The organism is Bacteroides mediterraneensis, from assembly GCF_900128455.1.
GTDB classification, from domain to species: Bacteria; Bacteroidota; Bacteroidia; order Bacteroidales; family Bacteroidaceae; genus Phocaeicola; species Phocaeicola mediterraneensis.
In genome coordinates, this window is sequence record NZ_LT635783.1 from 1430038 (window position 1) to 1446877 (window position 16840).

At 49.3% G+C, this 16840-nt stretch carries 12 protein-coding genes; 10 read left to right on the plus strand and 2 right to left on the minus strand.

Features of this window, described 5'->3' with window-relative positions; genetic code table 11:
- Positions 1–8 precede the first annotated feature (8 nt).
- Complete coding sequence (gene trpB, locus BQ7480_RS05655) at positions 9–1205, minus strand: tryptophan synthase subunit beta (protein ID WP_022353684.1); 1197 nt, start codon at positions 1203–1205, stop codon at positions 9–11.
- A 311-nt stretch (positions 1206–1516) separates the two neighbouring features.
- Between trpB and BQ7480_RS05660 the strand changes: the two genes are divergently transcribed.
- The gene (locus BQ7480_RS05660) at positions 1517–2227 is read left to right on the plus strand and encodes a DNA alkylation repair protein (protein WP_022353683.1); all 711 of its coding nucleotides are present in this window, start codon (positions 1517–1519) and stop codon (positions 2225–2227) included.
- Positions 2228–2248: 21 nt separating this feature from the next.
- Here BQ7480_RS05660 and prmA read toward each other — a convergent pair whose 3' ends face one another.
- Positions 2249–3094 (minus strand): 50S ribosomal protein L11 methyltransferase, encoded by an 846-nt coding sequence (prmA, locus tag BQ7480_RS05665; protein ID WP_072542072.1) that lies wholly within the window; start codon positions 3092–3094, stop codon positions 2249–2251.
- A 219-nt stretch (positions 3095–3313) separates the two neighbouring features.
- Between prmA and BQ7480_RS05670 the strand changes: the two genes are divergently transcribed.
- Genes BQ7480_RS05670 through BQ7480_RS05710 form a run of 9 tightly spaced genes read left to right on the plus strand, consistent with a single transcriptional unit; the run spans position 3314 to position 16747 of the window.
- Positions 3314–6703: a SusC/RagA family TonB-linked outer membrane protein gene (locus BQ7480_RS05670; protein WP_072542073.1), complete on the plus strand. Its 3390-nt coding sequence runs from the start codon at positions 3314–3316 to the stop codon at positions 6701–6703.
- 12 nt (positions 6704–6715) lie between these two features.
- Positions 6716–8224, plus strand: a complete 1509-nt coding sequence (locus BQ7480_RS05675) for a RagB/SusD family nutrient uptake outer membrane protein (RefSeq protein WP_072542074.1) — start codon at positions 6716–6718, stop codon at positions 8222–8224.
- A gap of 12 nt (positions 8225–8236) precedes the next feature.
- Positions 8237–9154: a putative zinc-binding metallopeptidase gene (locus tag BQ7480_RS05680; RefSeq protein ID WP_072542075.1), complete on the plus strand. Its 918-nt coding sequence runs from the start codon at positions 8237–8239 to the stop codon at positions 9152–9154.
- Between the two features lie 14 nt (positions 9155–9168).
- Positions 9169–10263 carry a DUF4302 domain-containing protein gene (locus BQ7480_RS05685; protein WP_139255724.1) on the plus strand — a complete coding sequence of 365 codons (1095 nt, stop codon included), beginning with the start codon at positions 9169–9171 and terminating at the stop codon, positions 10261–10263.
- A gap of 20 nt (positions 10264–10283) precedes the next feature.
- Positions 10284–10922 carry a hypothetical protein gene (locus tag BQ7480_RS05690; RefSeq protein WP_139255725.1) on the plus strand — a complete coding sequence of 213 codons (639 nt, stop codon included), beginning with the start codon at positions 10284–10286 and terminating at the stop codon, positions 10920–10922.
- A 17-nt stretch (positions 10923–10939) separates the two neighbouring features.
- Entirely contained in the window at positions 10940–12064 is a 1125-nt protein-coding gene (locus BQ7480_RS05695; protein WP_083581768.1) for a DUF4856 domain-containing protein, read from the plus strand.
- Between the two features lie 18 nt (positions 12065–12082).
- Positions 12083–13228, plus strand: a complete 1146-nt coding sequence (locus BQ7480_RS05700; protein WP_072542079.1) for an imelysin family protein — start codon at positions 12083–12085, stop codon at positions 13226–13228.
- 13 nt (positions 13229–13241) lie between these two features.
- Positions 13242–15755, plus strand: a complete 2514-nt coding sequence (locus BQ7480_RS05705; RefSeq protein WP_083581769.1) for a TonB-dependent receptor family protein — start codon at positions 13242–13244, stop codon at positions 15753–15755.
- Positions 15756–15778: 23 nt separating this feature from the next.
- A complete protein-coding gene (locus BQ7480_RS05710) occupies positions 15779–16747 on the plus strand; it encodes a sterol desaturase family protein (protein ID WP_072542080.1) in 969 nt (322 codons plus the stop codon).
- The last annotated feature ends 93 nt before the right edge of the window (positions 16748–16840 follow it).

Here is a 16840-nt window from a genome sequence, read left to right on the forward strand (position 1 = left end):
TTTCTCGTTTAAAATTGTTCAGGGTGGTTTTTGTATCTCAAATAAGTTTCGATGTCTTTGTCTCCTCTTCCCGATACGGTCAGGACTACGATGTCAGACGGCTGGAATTTGACTTTTTCCAAGGCTCCCAGGGCATGAGCCGATTCCAATGCCGGAATGATGCCTTCCAGCCGGGTCAGTTCGAAAGCGGCACGCAAGGCTTCATCGTCGTTGATGGCCAGTACGGTAGCCCGTTTCTGTGCGGCCAGATTGGCATGCATGGGGCCTATGCCCGGATAATCCAGTCCGGCAGATACGGAGTAGGGTTCCAGAATCTGTCCGTCTTCATTTTGCATCACCAGGGTTTTGGAACCGTGGATGATTCCCAAGCGTCCCAACTGGATGGTAGCGGCCGAGAATCCGCTGTGGATACCCTTTCCTCCGGCTTCTGCCAGAATGATTTTCACCCGGTCGTCGTCCAAGTAGTGGTAGATGGTGCCGGCGGCATTGCTTCCGCCCCCTACACAGGCCATCAGGTAATCCGGATAGTCACGTCCTTCGTGTTCCATCAGCTGTTTCTTGATTTCTTCGCTGATAACCGATTGCAGACGGGCTACCATGTCCGGATAAGGGTGAGGCCCTACCGTAGAACCAATCACGTAATACGTGTCTTCCGGGTGGCAGCACCAGTCGCGTATGGCTTCGTTGGTGGCATCCTTCAGGGTCATGTTGCCGGAGGTGACGGCTTCCACTCTGGCTCCCAGCATTTGCATGCGTTCCACATTCACCCGCTGGCGTTCCACATCGGTCTTTCCCATGTAGACCACACATTCCATTCCCATCAGGGCACATACTGTGGCTGTGGCCACACCGTGCTGTCCGGCTCCTGTCTCAGCGATGATGCGTTTCTTGCCCATTCTCCGGGCCAAAAGCACCTGGCCGATGGCATTGTTGATTTTATGGGCTCCCGTGTGGTTCAGGTCTTCCCGTTTCAGGTAGATCTTGCATCCGTATTTTTCCGACAACCGTTTGGCGAGGTAAAGAGGAGAGGGGCGTCCTACGTAGTCTTTGAGCAAGGCTTGATATTCTTTCTGGAAACTTTCGTCTGCCAGTACCTTGAGGTAGGCGTTTCGTAATTCTTCCACACAGCGATGGAGAATCTCCGGGATGTAGGCTCCACCAAAATCTCCATAAAATCCTTCTTGATTGACTTGATAAGTTTTCATGAGTGTATTTGTATTTTAGGGGTAAAAAACAAAAAAGGCTGTCGTAAGTTTACGACAGCCTTTCTGTAATATTATATCTTTTTGAGGTATATACGCACGACTGAGTTCCCTTACGACTTGTGAAGTTGTAAGCGGCGCCACCAGAAGAATGTATTTACCATTGAATGTCTCATAATGTTATTTTTCTTGTTTTTTTATTGTTTCGTTCGCAAAGGTAACGATTCATTTGAAATTTCCAAACAAAAGAGCGTGATTTTTTTACTTTTTCCTATCTTTGCCCGAAATTTTAAAATCGCGTATATAATAAGGTCATGGAGGAATTCAGACTGGACGGTTTGACCGTCAAAGAACATCTGCTGATACTGGCAGCGGATGGGAACCGCAAGTTTACGGAAGGGCTTCACCCCGGTGTGGAACATGTGTTGGGCATTCGTTTGCCGGCGTTGCGGAAACTGGCTGCAAGGATTGCCAAGGGTGACTGGGAAAATTACCTTGAAACAGTCGACGGGTATTACATGGAAGAACGCATGTTGCAGGGAATGGTGTTGGGCTGCATCCAGCCCGATGAAGATGTGGAAGTGTATCTGCACCGTGTCACCTGCTTTGTGTGGAACATCAACAGCTGGTCGGTGTGCGATACGTTTAAGTTTGGAGGCGGGAAGGCGTTTATTCGCCGTCATTCAGCCCGTCTTTGGGAATACCTGAAAGAATGGATGAAAGCCTCGGGTGAGTATGAAGTCCGTTTCGGGGTAGTGATGGGTATGAGTTATTTTCTGGATACGGATCATGTGGATGAATTGCTTTCCTTACTCGACGGTATCCGTCACGAAGGATATTACGTACGTATGGCTGTGGCATGGGCTCTTTCGGTTTGTCTGGTAAAATTCCCTGAAAAGACTTTGGATTTTCTCCAAAACTGTCACTTGGATGATTTCACCTTCCGCAAGACCCTTCAGAAAATCGGCGAATCTTATCGCGTAAGTGAAGAGATGAAAAAGGCTGTCAAGGCATTGAAGCGTTGACAGCCTTTGCTGTTTTGGTTTTTATTTCATTCTAAATTTTACGGCTGCCCAATTGTGTTTTTCGCGGTGGTGTACGTATTCCATACCCAGACTTTCCGCTTTTTCACGCAATACCGGAATGTCTTCCGTGTAGAATCCGCTGATATACAGTTCAGAGCCTTTTTTCATGCAAGCTGCATAAGCCGGCATATCCTGTAGCAGGATGTTGCGGTTGATGTTGGCGATGATGACATCAAACGGTTCATGTCCTTTCAGAAGGGAAGCGTCGCCCAGCGCTACGGTGATGTTGGAGATACCGTTCAGGGCAATGTTGTCGCGCGAATTGTTCACGCACCAGTCGTCAATATCGATGGCAGTCACTTTTTCAGCTCCTCTCATGCTGGCCAGAATAGCCAGAATGGATGTGCCGCATCCCATATCAAGTACGGATTTTCCTTTCAGGTCGGCTTCCAGCAGTTCTCCCAAGATGGAGCTGGTGGTTTCATGGTGTCCTGTACCGAATGCCATCTGCGGATTAATCACGATGTCGTATTCAGCCTTCGGGTAGTCTTTGTGGAAGGTACTGTGAATCACACAGCGGTTGTCGATGACGATGGGCTGGAAGAAATTCTTTTCCCATTCTTCGTTCCAGTTCTTGTCTTCCGGTTCCGCGATGGAGTAGGTAATGGCTGTATCAGGTATCGGGAAATTCTCCACTACCTGCTTGAGGGCTGCTTCATCAAACTGGCTTTGCTGGATATAGGCCTTCATGCCGTTTTCACATTCCACGAAACTTTCGAAACCGATATCGGCGGTCAGTCCCGATAATACATCTGTGATGGTCTCGTTGCACGGCTGTGCGGTAAAGGTCACTTCAAAATATTTCATACGTTTGTGCGGTTTAAAATAGAATCTCAGACAAATGTACATAAAATCCTTGACATTATGGGTTCGTCGTACGCGAAAAACAATCCCTATATGTAGGGATATTCTGTCGTTTGCTAATAGGTAAAATAGCCATTTTTGGTGATTTTCCATGAAACAGGCATGTCGTATTTTTGCAAAGAAAGTTTTTACTTGTGTAAAAAACCTTAACCAAACTATTTTATGGATAAAAATCACAACGTAGGGCTCCTGTTGGCCCTATCTTTCCTTTTGCATATAAGCTACTTATATGCAGGCACTTCTTATGAGGCTTATGAAGCTGCTCCACAAATCGTGGTAAGAGGTGTGGTTACGGATGTCGGTGGAGAGCCGTTAATTGGAGCTGCTGTACAAAATGTACGAAAGAAAAGCGGTGTTGTTACAGACTTGAACGGTCAGTTTGAAATTCGTACTTCTGTGGGTGAAAAATGGACCGTCAGTTATATTGGGATGAAACCGTATGAGTTTGTTGTCAAGTCTGAAAAGAAATTGCGCATCGTGTTGGAATCCGATGTGCAGGCCTTGGCTGAGGTGGTCGTGACGGGATATAGTAAGGTGAATTCCCGACTGTTTGTAGGGGCTGTCACCAAAGTCTCTACCCAAGACTTCCTTTCGGCACCCCAGGCCGATTTCAGTCGCCTGTTGGAAGGAAAAGCGCCGGGGTTGAATATCTCTTCTGTTTCCAGCACTTTCGGGGCGGCTCCGAAAGTTAACATCCGGGGCGGCAGTTCCATTCACGGAAATGTGCAGCCTTTGTGGGTGGTGGATGGAGCTGTTGTGGAGGATATGGTGGCATTGAACGAGGAACAGCTGGCCTCCGGTGATGCCATTACGCTAGTCAGTTCTACACTGGCCGGATTGAACCCGGCAGATATTGAAAGTATTGAAGTGTTGAAAGACGCTTCGGCCACTTCCTTATATGGGGCCAGGGGGATGAACGGAGTCATCGTCGTGGAATCCAAGGCCGGCAAACGCGGGAAAGGACTCGATGTGACGTATAATTTGACCACCTCTTTGCGGCTCAGGCCATCTTATACACAATTTGACATGATGAACAGTGCCGAAACGATGCAAGTTTATCATGAGATGGAGAACAAAGGCTATTTTACGATGAATCGTGCCCTTTATGGGCGAAGGGGAGGGGTGTATTCCCAAATGTATCAGCTTATCGATACCTTTCAGCAAGGCGGATTCGGTTTGCCCAATACGTTGGAAGCCAGAAGGGCGTTTTTACATAAGGCATCCACGTATAATACCGATTGGTTCAAGCACATCTATACCCAGTCGCTGACACAAAATCATTCTTTGTCCTTGAGTTATGGGGGAGAGAAATCGGCCACTTATGCCTCCGTGAGTTTTTACAATGATCCGGGTGAAACGGTAGCCGAGAAGGTGAAGCGCTTTACGGGTTTCTTGAATTCGAGTTTCTTCCTGTCTCCCCGTCTGAAGGTATCTGCCAATCTGCAGGCCAACTTCCGTGAACAGCGTGCCCCGGGAACGTTTCCACGTATCCGGAATCTGGAGGCAGGAGCTTATAAGCGTGATTTTGACATCAACCCGTTCAATTATGCGTTGAATACGTCCCGTACGTTGCGTCCTTACGATGAGGCAGGAAATTATGAATATTACCGGAACGATTGGGCACCATTTAATATTCTTCAAGAGTATCAGGAAAATTACATGCGTATCCGGGTGTCCGATTTTCGTTTCTCATTAAGTGGGGAATGGGAACCTGTCAAGAAACTGCGTCTGTCGCTTTTGCTGAATACCCGTATGGCGGTGACGGGAATGGCGCATTTTCTGGGAGAGAACTCCAATGTGCTGTGGGCGTACCGGGCCGACCGGAGCTTGTTGGAAAGACAGCACAATATTTACCTTTACCGTCCGGAGAAGGGAGAGCCGCAGGTGATTCTGCCCATGGGTGGGGTTTACCAGAAATCGTCACAGACGATGAACAGTTATCTGGGACGTGCCTCATTGGATTATTCTCACGAATGGGGCGGACACCGGATCAAGTGGTTCTCTTTTGCCGAAGTGAAAATGAACGACTTGTCATCCGATGCTTTCAAGGGATACGGTATCGGTTTTAACCGGGCCAACAGTGTCATGACTTCACCGCTGGTGTTTGAAAAGATACTGAATGAAGGGGAGGACTATTTTTCCTTGCACGACCGCCATGAGCGTGACGTCGTTTTTTCCGGCTCTTTGACCTACGACTACCGGAACCGGTATATTCTGAATCTGGTAGGTAATTACGAAGGTTCCAATGCGGCAGGAATCGGTCGTCGGGTAAGATGGTTGCCTACTTGGAACGTGGGGGTGAAATGGAATGTGGATGCGGAGTCGTTTTTTGCACCTTTCCGTAATTTTTGGAACCAGTTTTCCCTGCGTATGAGTTACGGGTTGGTGGCCAAGATGAACAGTGAAGCCATCAATTCCTTGCCGGTATACGACAGTCGTCTGACCTTCCGTAAGGATATCTCCGACAGGGAATATGCCATTTACATCCAGCACCTGGAAAACCGTGACCTCACTTGGGAAAAAATGTATGAGTTCAATGTGGGAACCGACCTGTCTTTCTGGAATGACCGGATCAGCTGTTCGTTGGATGTGTATTCGCGCCGTTCGTTCGATTTGATTGACTGGGTACAGACTTCCGGTATCGGAGGGGAGTACAAAAAATGGATGAACTTTGGGGATATGAAGACCGTGGGCCTTGATTTTCTGCTGAATACGCAGAACATCCGGCAGAAAGATTTCAGCTGGAATACAGTCTGGGGCTTCTCATTCTATCACCAGGAGATAACCCGTCTGCTGAACCAACCTACCACTTTCGATATGGTGGCAGGCAACGGGCGGGGGAATATTGAAGGATTTCCCCGGGGAGGGTTGTATTCTTTCGACTTCCGGGGGCTGACGGATAGAGGATTGCCCCAGTTTTATTTTGGCAATCTGCCATTGTCATCCAACGGCTATTCGCAGATTGCGGGGGCCAACTTCTATGATACGACTTATAACCGGTCTTATCTGCTGTATGAGGGTCCTTTCGAGCCGTTTATCACTACTAGCTTGGAAAACACTTTCCGTTACAAAGGTTGGAGTCTCTCCGTGTTTCTGACTTCCCGGATGGGTAACAAAGTGCGGATCAGTCCGACGTTTGACCCGGAATACAACGACCTGAATGTGTTCACCACCCGTTATCGCGACCGCTGGCTGGTGAAGGGAGATGAACAGACCAAGCACATTCCCGTCATTCCAGGATATGACATTTACAGTTTGATGGGAAAAGAGAATGTGGAGCGGGCTTACAACACCTATAACTATTCGCAGGTGAATGTGGCCGACGGAAGTTTCGTGCGCTTGAAGAGTCTTTCGCTAGGCTATACTTTCCCTCGCTCGGTTTGTGAGAAAATGAAGATGAAAGGTCTCAGTCTGTATGCCCAGGTGACCAATCCTTTTTTGATTTATGCGGATAAGAAACTGCAGGGAAGAGACCCGGAGTTCATCAATTCCGGAGGGGTTTCTTCTCCCACCCCCAGAACGTACAGTATGTCGGTTCAGTTAAGTTTTTAATGAATAGAAAATATGAGAAAAATAAATAGATATGTTTCCTCCCTTTTGGGAGCGGTTTGCCTCGTGCTGTCTGCCTGCAATGATTTTCTGGAACAGTATCCCGATTCGAATACCCATACGGAAGTCGACTCCAAAGAGAAGATTGCCCAGCTGCTGACGGCTGCTTATCCGGAAGCCAGTTATTTCCGTTTCCTGGAGTTGCGGACGGACAATGTAGACGACCGGAGTGCGAAATTGCCGGCTTCACGGTTGAACGAGGCCATGTTTTATTGGAACGATTACCACGAGGAAGATTTGGATTCTCCCAAGCTGTATTGGTTGGATTGTTACCGGGGAATTGCTCAGGCCAATCAGGCGCTGGAATTGCTGGCCGCTTATCCGGACAAGGAAGACCCGCAGTTGCAGGCCCTTTATGCCGAGGCGTTTCTGGTTCGTGCTTACCTGCATTTCATGGTGGCCAATATCTGGGCGCCGCCTTTTGCCGATGAGGAAACCAACAAAGGGTTGCCTGGCATCCCTTATGTGGAGAAATCCGAGAAGAATGCATGGGTGTCTTATCCGCAAGAGAACTTGCAGGACACTTACCGGAAGATTGAAAGAGACCTTTCCTATGGGCTGGCTTGGGTGAAGGACGAGTATTATCAGAAGAAAAAATACCACTTTCATAAAAAGGCGGCTTATGCGCTGGCCGTCCGTTTTTTTGCCTATACGGGTCAGTGGCAAAAGGTGATTGATTATGCTACTTACGTATTGGGTTCGGACGTGAAGAAAGCCATTTTGCCTTATCAGGAATATAAGGAGAAATCCGTGGAGGAGATGGTGGAAGGTTATGCCTCGGAGGATAATCCAAGTAACCTGCTGATTACTACGGTGGAGAGCCTTTGGGAAGAAAACTACAAGACCGACCGCTATGGACTGGGAAGTGTATCGTATGAAGAGATTTTCCAGCGTTTTTCGTCTAAAAGTATCCGGCAGATAGAAGGTTATTTCAAAGCGGTGCACAGGCTTGATCGGAACAGTGCCTACTGGCCTAAATTTACCCATTTTCAGTCGGCTGACGGATTGCTGAACGAACGTCGCGGACAGTACACACAGAATGTCTTGCTGACCACCGAAGAAGTTTTTCTGCACCGTATTGAAGCCTACGCCATGACGGGCCGTGCTGATTTGGCCAAAGATGACTTGATTACGTTCATCAACCAGAAGCATATTGCGGATGGTATCGGGAGTGAGTTGTCTGGTACTGAAATCGAGAATGTGAAACCTGCCGACCGGGAGCGGATACAGCCTTTTTATCGTCCGCTTACGCAAGAACAGGCCGCTATTCTGTACTATGTCAGTGAGGTGGCCCGGCAGCAGTTCATTCACGAAGGACTCCGCTGGTTCGATTTACGCCGTTTCAATATCAGTGTAGACCGCAACCGGGTGGGAGAGGCCAAGAAGGCACGTTATGTGTTGCAGCCGGAGGATTCCCGCAAAACGCTCTCTTTGCCCGAGGGGGTAACTCTTATTAATCCGTAAACTTATAATGATATGCGAAAACAGATTTATTTATTGCTCTTGATAGGGGGCGGTTGCCTGGGAGGTGGATGTCAGAAGGTAGAGATGCCCGTTCAGTATCCTTTTGTTTCGGAACCTGGAGCACAAACCGAATTGGACCAATGGCTGTCGGAAGAATTTACTCGCCCCTATAATATAGAGGTAGGGTACACCCGGACGCCTTACAGAGAAACAGACTGGCCTGACAACCTGCCGCCCAATCGGGAGAAAATTCGTCCGTTGCTGGAGGCCTTGAAGGCTTTGTGGATAGTACCTTTTGAACAGGCCGGTGGTACGCCTTTCGTGAAGGAATATGTTCCCCGACAAATCCTTCTGTGGGGAGATGTCAATTTGAATTCCTTGCAGATAGGTGAAATTAATACCTCTTTGGGGGAAGCTGTTCTTCCGGTGTTTGGGGTCAATCGTTTTTCGGCAGCAACAGCAGAAAACCTTTTCCCGTATGTGCGGATGGCGACTTTTGCTTTTGCCAAACGGCTGGTACAAGGACGACCTTCCTTACTCGACAAGTTTGCGGCACTCAATCCATCGTCTTTTTATTATGACTGGTCGAAAAGTGCGGATGTATCCAAAGGGGAGTATCCGTTTCATGGTACGCCTTACAGTTGGAAGAAAGGTTTCTTCAGCAATGGAGCAATGGAATCATCCCTTTGTGATTTTGCCGAGACACTGAGTATGCTTGTATGTTTGTCTGTCAGTGAAATCAATGAGTGTTTAAATACGGCACAAGAATTGGGAGGTGAAGGAGCCAAGGCGACATTGCAGCGTAAAATGGCTTTTGTCGATGAGTTTTTATGGGAGAACTTTAAGATTCGCAGGGAGGCGCAGCTGACCCGGGTCATTTCAGCTTCTCTCAAACATTATAAACAACCACATGATGCTCCGGCATCGTGACAAAAAACAATGTGATGAAAAAATTGATTTTTTATATAATGATGGCTTGCGGATTAGGTATGGGGTGTAGCAAGCAGGAACCTGTATCGGTGAGCAATATTGAGGACTTGTCGGCGGCAAAGGGTTTCCGGGAACGCTTGTGCCAAGCGGAAAACGGATGGCTGGTGCGTTATTTCCCGCAAGTGGATAATTATTTGAATACGAATATTACCGAAAATATAAAGACGAACTATAACTCGTTGTATCCTGAAATCTTATCCCGCCGTTTGGGCGTGGGAGGCTATAATCTGTTTGTAAAGTTCCAACCCGACGGCACCCTGAAGATGCTGACGGATATTGCCTATCGGCAGTCGGACGCTGACCAAACGGAAATGGAGCGAAAAACCTATTATGCGCCGGAATTCAATCTGGAGGTGACGGAGGCAAACTATGAGATAAAGGTGGCGGAGGGATTGAACCTGATTTTGACGACGCCTACCATGCTCGACCAGCTAAAAGGATTTGAAGTCAATGTGGAAAACCGTTTCTCTCCGGTACGTGTGGAGGAAGACAAGATTGTGCTGCGTACGGCGAACTATCTGGGCGAAGGTTCTGAATGGATTGAACTGACTCCTCTCGATTTCCCGATGGAGGAATGGAAGGAACGGATGCAACGGCGGATTGACCGGAAAGAACGGTTCCGGAAACGCTCTTTTGCCACGGGCAACCAAAAATCGCGGCGTCCTTGTGTCTTGCAGATTCTGCTGACGGCAACTGGAGAAGTGGTGTATCAGAGCACCATGGATTTTGGTTATACGCTGATGGACGACCGTATGACTTATCATTATGGACATACGCGGGAGAATGGAGAACGGGTGGCCCGTTACGACCGTTTGCAGTATGAGCTGTTCTATAAGAACGAGCAGCCGGAAAAGACGGTGGAAGGCTACGATGGCAGCACGTATTACACGGCGTTGGGGTCGGGATATATGGCTACTGAAGAGGGAGTCTTTTTCCTGCCCGGACTGAAGTTCAACGAGGAGGTCGTGTTTCAGGAGTTTGTAGAGAAAGGAAGTCGGGAATGGGAAGGAGTGGCAGGGCCTTATACCGCCCGAATAAAATTTAATTGAATTGATAAATGAAGAAACGTATGAAATATTATGTATGGGTAGGCATGGCCGTGCTGCTGGTCGGTTGTCAGAAAGAAACGGCGGAGATGCCGCCCGAGGATTATAGTAAGTTTATCTCCTTGAAGGAAGCAGACAAGCTGCCGTTGGAGCTGGGAGTACCTTTCAACTGTTTCCCGAAGCATCCGGGCGACTGGGGTGTTACTCCGTCGGACGAATTTCAGATGGAGGATAAGAATACTTATTCAATAGAGTTGAATTTCTATGCACGGGCAGACATTCACAACCGGCAGGACCCGACCAATCTGACGGCTATGGTGATTCAGTACTTGGACACTGATAATCGGCTGGTGGTCGATACGTTGTACGACGGGAAGAACTGCATTACTTCCCGGGAACGTAACGGAGTATTGTCTTTTTCCGGCAAGCAGGCGGACCGGAAATACACGATTGAAAAGAAAAGTGGCGACCTCTTCTATTTTGCCGTGTTCCTCAGTCCGTATGGGAGGGTGGATGTCTCTTCGGAATTCTATGTCAATGGAGATGCCGATGATACGTTCTACGGCATGCAGTACGAGTATAGCCGGAACGCGGAATCCTTCCATATCACTGATTACGGGGTGGACTACCTGATTTATTCAAAAGCCATGTATTTACCTTAACTTAAATAATTTATCAAATGAAAAAAATCACCTTATGGATTTGTATGGGGAGTGTAATCTGTCTGCTCTCCGGTTGTGCGAAAAAAGAACTGGAAAGAATGACCGATTCAACCGAAGAGAAGAAGGAGGAGCTCCTGATGGAATATAAGTTTACTCAAAACGGAGTTTCTACGGTAGACATTGGGGAGTCGAAGGAGATGATTCTGGCTTTCCGTCATTTCAACAATGCCATCAACAGTAAGACGCAGAGTAATTTTTCCAAACAGCTGGAAAGTTATCGGAATGTCATTGCGGGTGCCTTGTCTCCGACAGATGAAGCGCTCAAAAAGCCGGTGGCCGACCGTATTTCCAGACTGGCAGACCAGCTGTATGCACTGGTGAGCAGTGAGGCTGTCAGTCGAAAAGCGCAGCCAGGCGTGCCGGGTACGGTGGCCGTATCGAATGAAGAATCCCGAATGCTGGACAAAAAAGGGGTGGAATTAGGGCAGGTCATCCAGAAAGCCCTGATGGGTGCTTTGACACTGGACAAGGTCAATTATTTTCTGGAAAAGGCCCTGAAAGCAGACAATGCATTGCCGGTGGCTGGTAAGAACTATACGGAAATGGCGCATTGCTGGGACATTGCCTATGGTTATTTGGGTACGTTGGACGTAGACCCGAATCGGCTGGCTCCTTTGTTCCTGGCCAACTATATTGAAAAGGAAGCAGTGGGCATGCAGGGACTGAGCGGCATCAATACGTCGGTCTATCAGGCTTTTTACAAGGGACGGAAGGCCATTGGGGACAACAATCTGGAGGAAGTGCGGAAGCAGGTGGCTTCCATTCGTGGGCAGATGCTCAAGTTGTTTTCCTTGCGTACGGTATATTATTTGCGGGAAAGCCAGACATTTCTGGAACGGACGGTTTCGGTGCCGAGCGAAGGTTACTTCCATTCCATGGGAGAGGCACTTGGGTTTATGCTGGCCCTTCCGTTTGTGAAGGATGAGGCTGGAAAATCCCGGATTACGTTGGAACAGGCGGTCGCTCTTTACGGCGGACTGACACAAGGTGAGACCGGCGTGTGGGAGAAAGACCGTCTCACCGGGGTGCAGGAGGGTTCCATCAGCGCAGCCATCGAAAAGGTACATCAGTATTTTAACTAAAAAATGCATTGACCTGACATGAAGAATTATGTATTGATTTTCCTTTTCTTGCTATGTGGCATGGTGGGGGTTACCTCGTGTGTGTACACCCCCATCAAAGGATATAATGGAAATTCCAAGATTGATCCGCAATACCTGGATTTCTGGTATCGGCAGCAGATATTACCCGCCTATGCCGGTTATCTGGCCCAGGTGAAGCGTTTGGATGAAATGGCTGGAGAACTGGAGAAATATCCTGAAAAATTGGTGGAGCTGAAGCGGCAGTATGAGGCCGCTTTCCTGTCCTTGCAAGACCTCATTATTTTCGACCAGCCTTATTTCGTGGGAGAGCTTTATGGCTTGTACACGGTATCGGCCCGTTTCCCGGTGAATAAAACACAATTGGAGGATGCGGTGCGTAATCGGTATTCGGCAGAAGTTTTGTCGGAACGGTTGGACCGTGGGGTGTTGTCGCCCAATGCCTTGGGCTATGCGGCACTGGATTATTTACTGTATTCAGACCGTGTGGACTTGACGGGAGAGACGGGGAGAGAGTATCTGTCTTTCTTCCCGGTATTGACCCGGTTGTTGGTGAAGCAGGCTGAGGCGGTGTATGCGTCTTATGAGAAAGGTGGCGATAATTTTGTGCGCAACGATGATTTCTCCGTGGGCGGCAGCCTGAACGTGGTGCTCAACTTGCTGATGAGTAACTTTGAAGCCAATATCCGGACGGCCAAGGTCGGCATTCCGGTGGGTATTTATGGAGTCTCAATCCATCAGCCGGAGCCGATGACGGTAGAGGCTTATTACCATGGAGAGGGACTTTCCACCCGCCTGTTGGTTCGGTCTGTTCAGGCTTTCCAGCGTTTCTACGACGGTTATCCTTACGGAGCGTCGTCGGCCAAGAACGGAGCGCTTTCTTTTGCTACGATGTTGGGAGAGTACCTTCCTCCCTCCAAGAGAACGGAGATTCTGCAAAAAATGGAACAGGTGTTCACGGCACTGCATGCCGAGCTGGATGATGAGACTGCCGATCTGGCCCGGTTGGCTGAAACTCCGGAAGGAACGGAGAAGTTGAAGCGGGTGTATGCGGAATTGCAAAAAGTGGTCGGAATCTTGAAAACGGAAGTAGTGTCGGCGTTGGGGCTTACGGTAACGTACAGCGACGGCGAAGAGGGCGATTAAAAACGGAGGAAAGATGAAAAAGATTTTATTGTGTATCATTTTATGTGGTGGAAGCATCGGGTGGGCTGTGCCTGGATTCTCTCAGTCGCTGCTGCATCTCTACGGCGACATCCAGTGGGAAGAAAGGCAAGTGAAAGGACCTGTTTGTCTGGAAATCTTCGGACTGGCGGGTAATCAGTCGGTACAGGTGCAGACCAATGAAAAAGGAACCGGGTATGCACTTACCGTGAAGCGTCCCGACTACACCTTCCTTTCGTTGATGTTCCGTCGCTGCGGACAGCCCGACAAGGTGGCTTACGTCAACGTGCAGCTGACGGAGAGTGATTCCGTGCGGTGCGACCTGTCTTTCCGCCCGCAGGAATATATGCTGGGCGAGGTGCAGGTGAAAGGCAGTTCTTCCCGCAAGGAACAGGGGCAGCGTTTTATGCGGGATGTGGAGGAGGCCATGATTTTTGCCGGCAAGAAAAGCAACGTGACTTTGACGGAAAATATGCTGTTTAACAAAGCGGCCAACAATACCCGTCAGTTGTTCCGGAACGTGCCCGGCATCACGATTCAGGAAGGAAGTGAGGGCGGGCTGCAACTGAACATCGGTACCCGTGGACTGAACCCTAACCGTTCTTCCAATTTCAACATGCGGCAGAACGGCTACGACATCAGTGCCGACCCGTTGGGCTATCCGGAAAGTTATTACACCCCCAATGCCAATGATATCAAGGAGGTGCAGGTGTTTCGTGGGGCTTCGGCCTTGCAGTACGGCTCACAGTTTGGGGGGATGGTGAACTTCAAACTTTCGGAGCCTCCGGCCGACAAGAAAGTAGAGGTAAAACAACATGTGTCGTATGGCAGTTATGGCTTTTTGAGTTCCTATACCCGCCTGTCGGGCACATTGGGCAAATTTGCCTACTACCTGTCGGGAACAGTCAAGAAGGGAAACGGCTGTCGTCCCAATGCCGATTTCAAAGGATACAGCGTGTTAGGTCAGTTTTTCTACCGGCCCAGTACGTATGAACTCTACAAACTGGATGTGCTGAAATATCATTATCTGGAACATCAGCCCGGCGGACTGACCGACAAGATGTTTGCAGAGAATCCCTACCAAAGCAACCGGGAACGCAACTGGTTCATGGTGGACTGGAACATCCTGTCGTTCAAGTATCGGAAAACCTTTGAGGAGAGTGGGGATGAAGTGAATTTCCATGCGGTCGGTTTGTATGCCCGCCGCTTTACGGTGGGATACCACACCAAGCGGGTGGGGTCGCCCGACCCGCTGAATGTGGAGCGGGACCTGCAGCGCGGCATCTTTGTCAACTGGAGCATGGAGGCCCGCTACTTGAAGCGATTCCGTCTTCCACGGTCGGAGGTGAAATCTTCGTGGGTGGTCGGCATGAAATACTATCAGGGACGGAATACGGGGGAACAGGCTCCGGGCAGCCGGGGAAAAGGTCCCGATTTCACCCCGGTGGAGCGGACTACAGATTTGTCGGACATGAACGGCAGGGTTGGCCTGCATTCTTTCTACCGTTATCCCAACCTGAACCTGGCCTGCTTCAGTGAGGCTTCCCTTCGTCTGGGAGAGAAGTGGACTGTGGTGCCGGGCCTGCGTTTCGAGATTATCCGTACCGGGATTTTGGGTGAGTTGTCACACTACCGCGTGGCGTACACCGACGGAACTCCTCAGCTGCAGAATGATGTGCTGAAAGACCGGGTGCATAAGAACCGAACCATCCTCTTGGCCGGAATTGCGGCTTCGTGCAAGTTGCCCCGTGCCGAGTTCTATGCCAATGCCACCCGGAATTACCGGGCCATTACGTTTAATGACATGCGTACCGTGTCGCCCGGACTGGCTGTCAATCCCGATTTGAAGGATGAGTCGGGCTATTCCAGTGATGTGGGAGTCCGTTCCCGCGGGAAGAGTTTGCTCAGTTATGATGTCAGTGCTTTTTTCCTCTACTACGGTAACCGCATCGGAGAATACTATCGGGAGAATCCGGAGATGAAGGGCACCTACCACCGTTACCGCGACAATGTGGGGAACGGTATCAGTTATGGGGTGGAAAGTACCTGTTCTGTCGATTTGTCTTCTTTTGCCCGGGTGATTCACGAAGACTTGAAGCCGGAAGTCTATGCCAGTGTGGCTGTGACCGGCTCCCGTTACCTGGGGCAGTCCCGGAAGCAGATAGAGTTTGTGCCGTTGTATAACCTGAAAGGAGGACTCAATTTGAGTTTCCGGCGCTTCTCGGCAGCCGTGCAGGTGAGCGGTACCTCTTTCCAGTACACCGACGCTTCCAATGAACCGATGGACCCCAACGACGGAGTGTACGGTATCTATGGAGCCATTCCCGGTTTTTGTGTGGTAGATGCAAGTGTCAGCTACCAGGCTACCCGTTATGCGGGGATGGTACTCTCTTTGCAGAACATCGGGAACGAGATTTATATGACCCGCAGGGCTACAGGCTATCCGGGGCCAGGCATCATTCCCTCGGCTCCGTTCAACATGATGCTGACCCTGGAATTACATTTATAAAATCAACGCAGAAAATGAATTGGATGGAATTATTTAAAGAAGCAGTCTGGTTGCCAGTGGCGTATTTGTTCGACCCGGCACGGAGAGTCTTTATCGGTTATCTTCTGATGTCCGGACTGATAGGGCTTTGCCTTTTGTATTTTGTACATGGAAAATCGTTTGTGGAAAGCTGGAGGGAATTGTTTGCCAAACGTAACTGGTGGAGCGGTTCAGCCCGTACGGACTACGGACTGTTTTTCATTGGTTTGTGCTTCAAGGCGGTATGCATCGTACCTTACCTGTCGGTGGGATCCATGCTGGCCTACGCGATGTCCATGCAGCTGACCGATTGGCTGGGACCTCGTCCAGACGCTTCTTCCAGTCTGTGGGTGGCATTCTGCTATCCTGTGATTTTGTTTCTTGTGAAAGACTTTTTTGTCTTTGTCACGCATTACTATCTGCACCGCAACCGTTATCTGTGGGAGTTTCACAAGGTGCACCATTCGGCCACGGTCATGAATCCGTTTACGCTCTATCGCATGCATCCCGTGGAAATTCTGTTGCAGAACCTGCAAGGAATGGCGGCTTTCGTGTTGGTGACCGGACTTTTCTTTTATTTCAACAATCATCTGGTGGCCCGGGCCACAATCTGGGGCGTCAATTCGTTCAGTTTTCTGTTCTTCATGGCTGGGGCCAATCTTCGCCATTCCTCCGTGCCGTTGAGTTACCCGCGGTGGCTGGAAGTGGTGTTGATGAGCCCTTATCAGCACCAGATTCATCACAGTGACGAGGCCCGGTTCTGTCATAGCAACTTCGGTTCCCGCCTGGCTATTTGGGATTATTGGTGCCACACGTGGGTACGTTCCGTCGATTGTCCGGAAAAAGACCTGCACTTCGGTCTGCCGGGTCGGGGACTTCATGCTTCGAATACCATAGCCGGAAATTTGCTTTCTCCTTTCAAGGGATGTGTCAGCATTTTCCGGAATACAGTCTGCCGAAAACATCGTATGTAGGTAAAGAGGAAGATTGGTAAGAGCCCGTCATTGCTAAAAATAGTTCAATGGCGGGCTTTTTTATGAGAATCTATTTGTCATATTAAAAAAAAC

What these genes read in the sequence shown, in the direction of transcription:
- trpB (WP_022353684.1), bottom strand. Translation starts at nt 1,205, where the DNA reads ATGAAAACTTATCAAGTCAATCAAGAAGGATTTTATGGAGATTTTGGT.
- BQ7480_RS05660 (WP_022353683.1), top strand. Translation starts at nt 1,517, where the DNA reads ATGGAGGAATTCAGACTGGACGGTTTGACCGTCAAAGAACATCTGCTG.
- prmA (WP_072542072.1), bottom strand. Translation starts at nt 3,094, where the DNA reads ATGAAATATTTTGAAGTGACCTTTACCGCACAGCCGTGCAACGAGACC.
- BQ7480_RS05670 (WP_072542073.1), top strand. Translation starts at nt 3,314, where the DNA reads ATGGATAAAAATCACAACGTAGGGCTCCTGTTGGCCCTATCTTTCCTT.
- BQ7480_RS05675 (WP_072542074.1), top strand. Translation starts at nt 6,716, where the DNA reads ATGAGAAAAATAAATAGATATGTTTCCTCCCTTTTGGGAGCGGTTTGC.
- BQ7480_RS05680 (WP_072542075.1), top strand. Translation starts at nt 8,237, where the DNA reads ATGCGAAAACAGATTTATTTATTGCTCTTGATAGGGGGCGGTTGCCTG.
- BQ7480_RS05685 (WP_139255724.1), top strand. Translation starts at nt 9,169, where the DNA reads ATGAAAAAATTGATTTTTTATATAATGATGGCTTGCGGATTAGGTATG.
- BQ7480_RS05690 (WP_139255725.1), top strand. Translation starts at nt 10,284, where the DNA reads ATGAAATATTATGTATGGGTAGGCATGGCCGTGCTGCTGGTCGGTTGT.
- BQ7480_RS05695 (WP_083581768.1), top strand. Translation starts at nt 10,940, where the DNA reads ATGAAAAAAATCACCTTATGGATTTGTATGGGGAGTGTAATCTGTCTG.
- BQ7480_RS05700 (WP_072542079.1), top strand. Translation starts at nt 12,083, where the DNA reads ATGAAGAATTATGTATTGATTTTCCTTTTCTTGCTATGTGGCATGGTG.
- BQ7480_RS05705 (WP_083581769.1), top strand. Translation starts at nt 13,242, where the DNA reads ATGAAAAAGATTTTATTGTGTATCATTTTATGTGGTGGAAGCATCGGG.
- BQ7480_RS05710 (WP_072542080.1), top strand. Translation starts at nt 15,779, where the DNA reads ATGGAATTATTTAAAGAAGCAGTCTGGTTGCCAGTGGCGTATTTGTTC.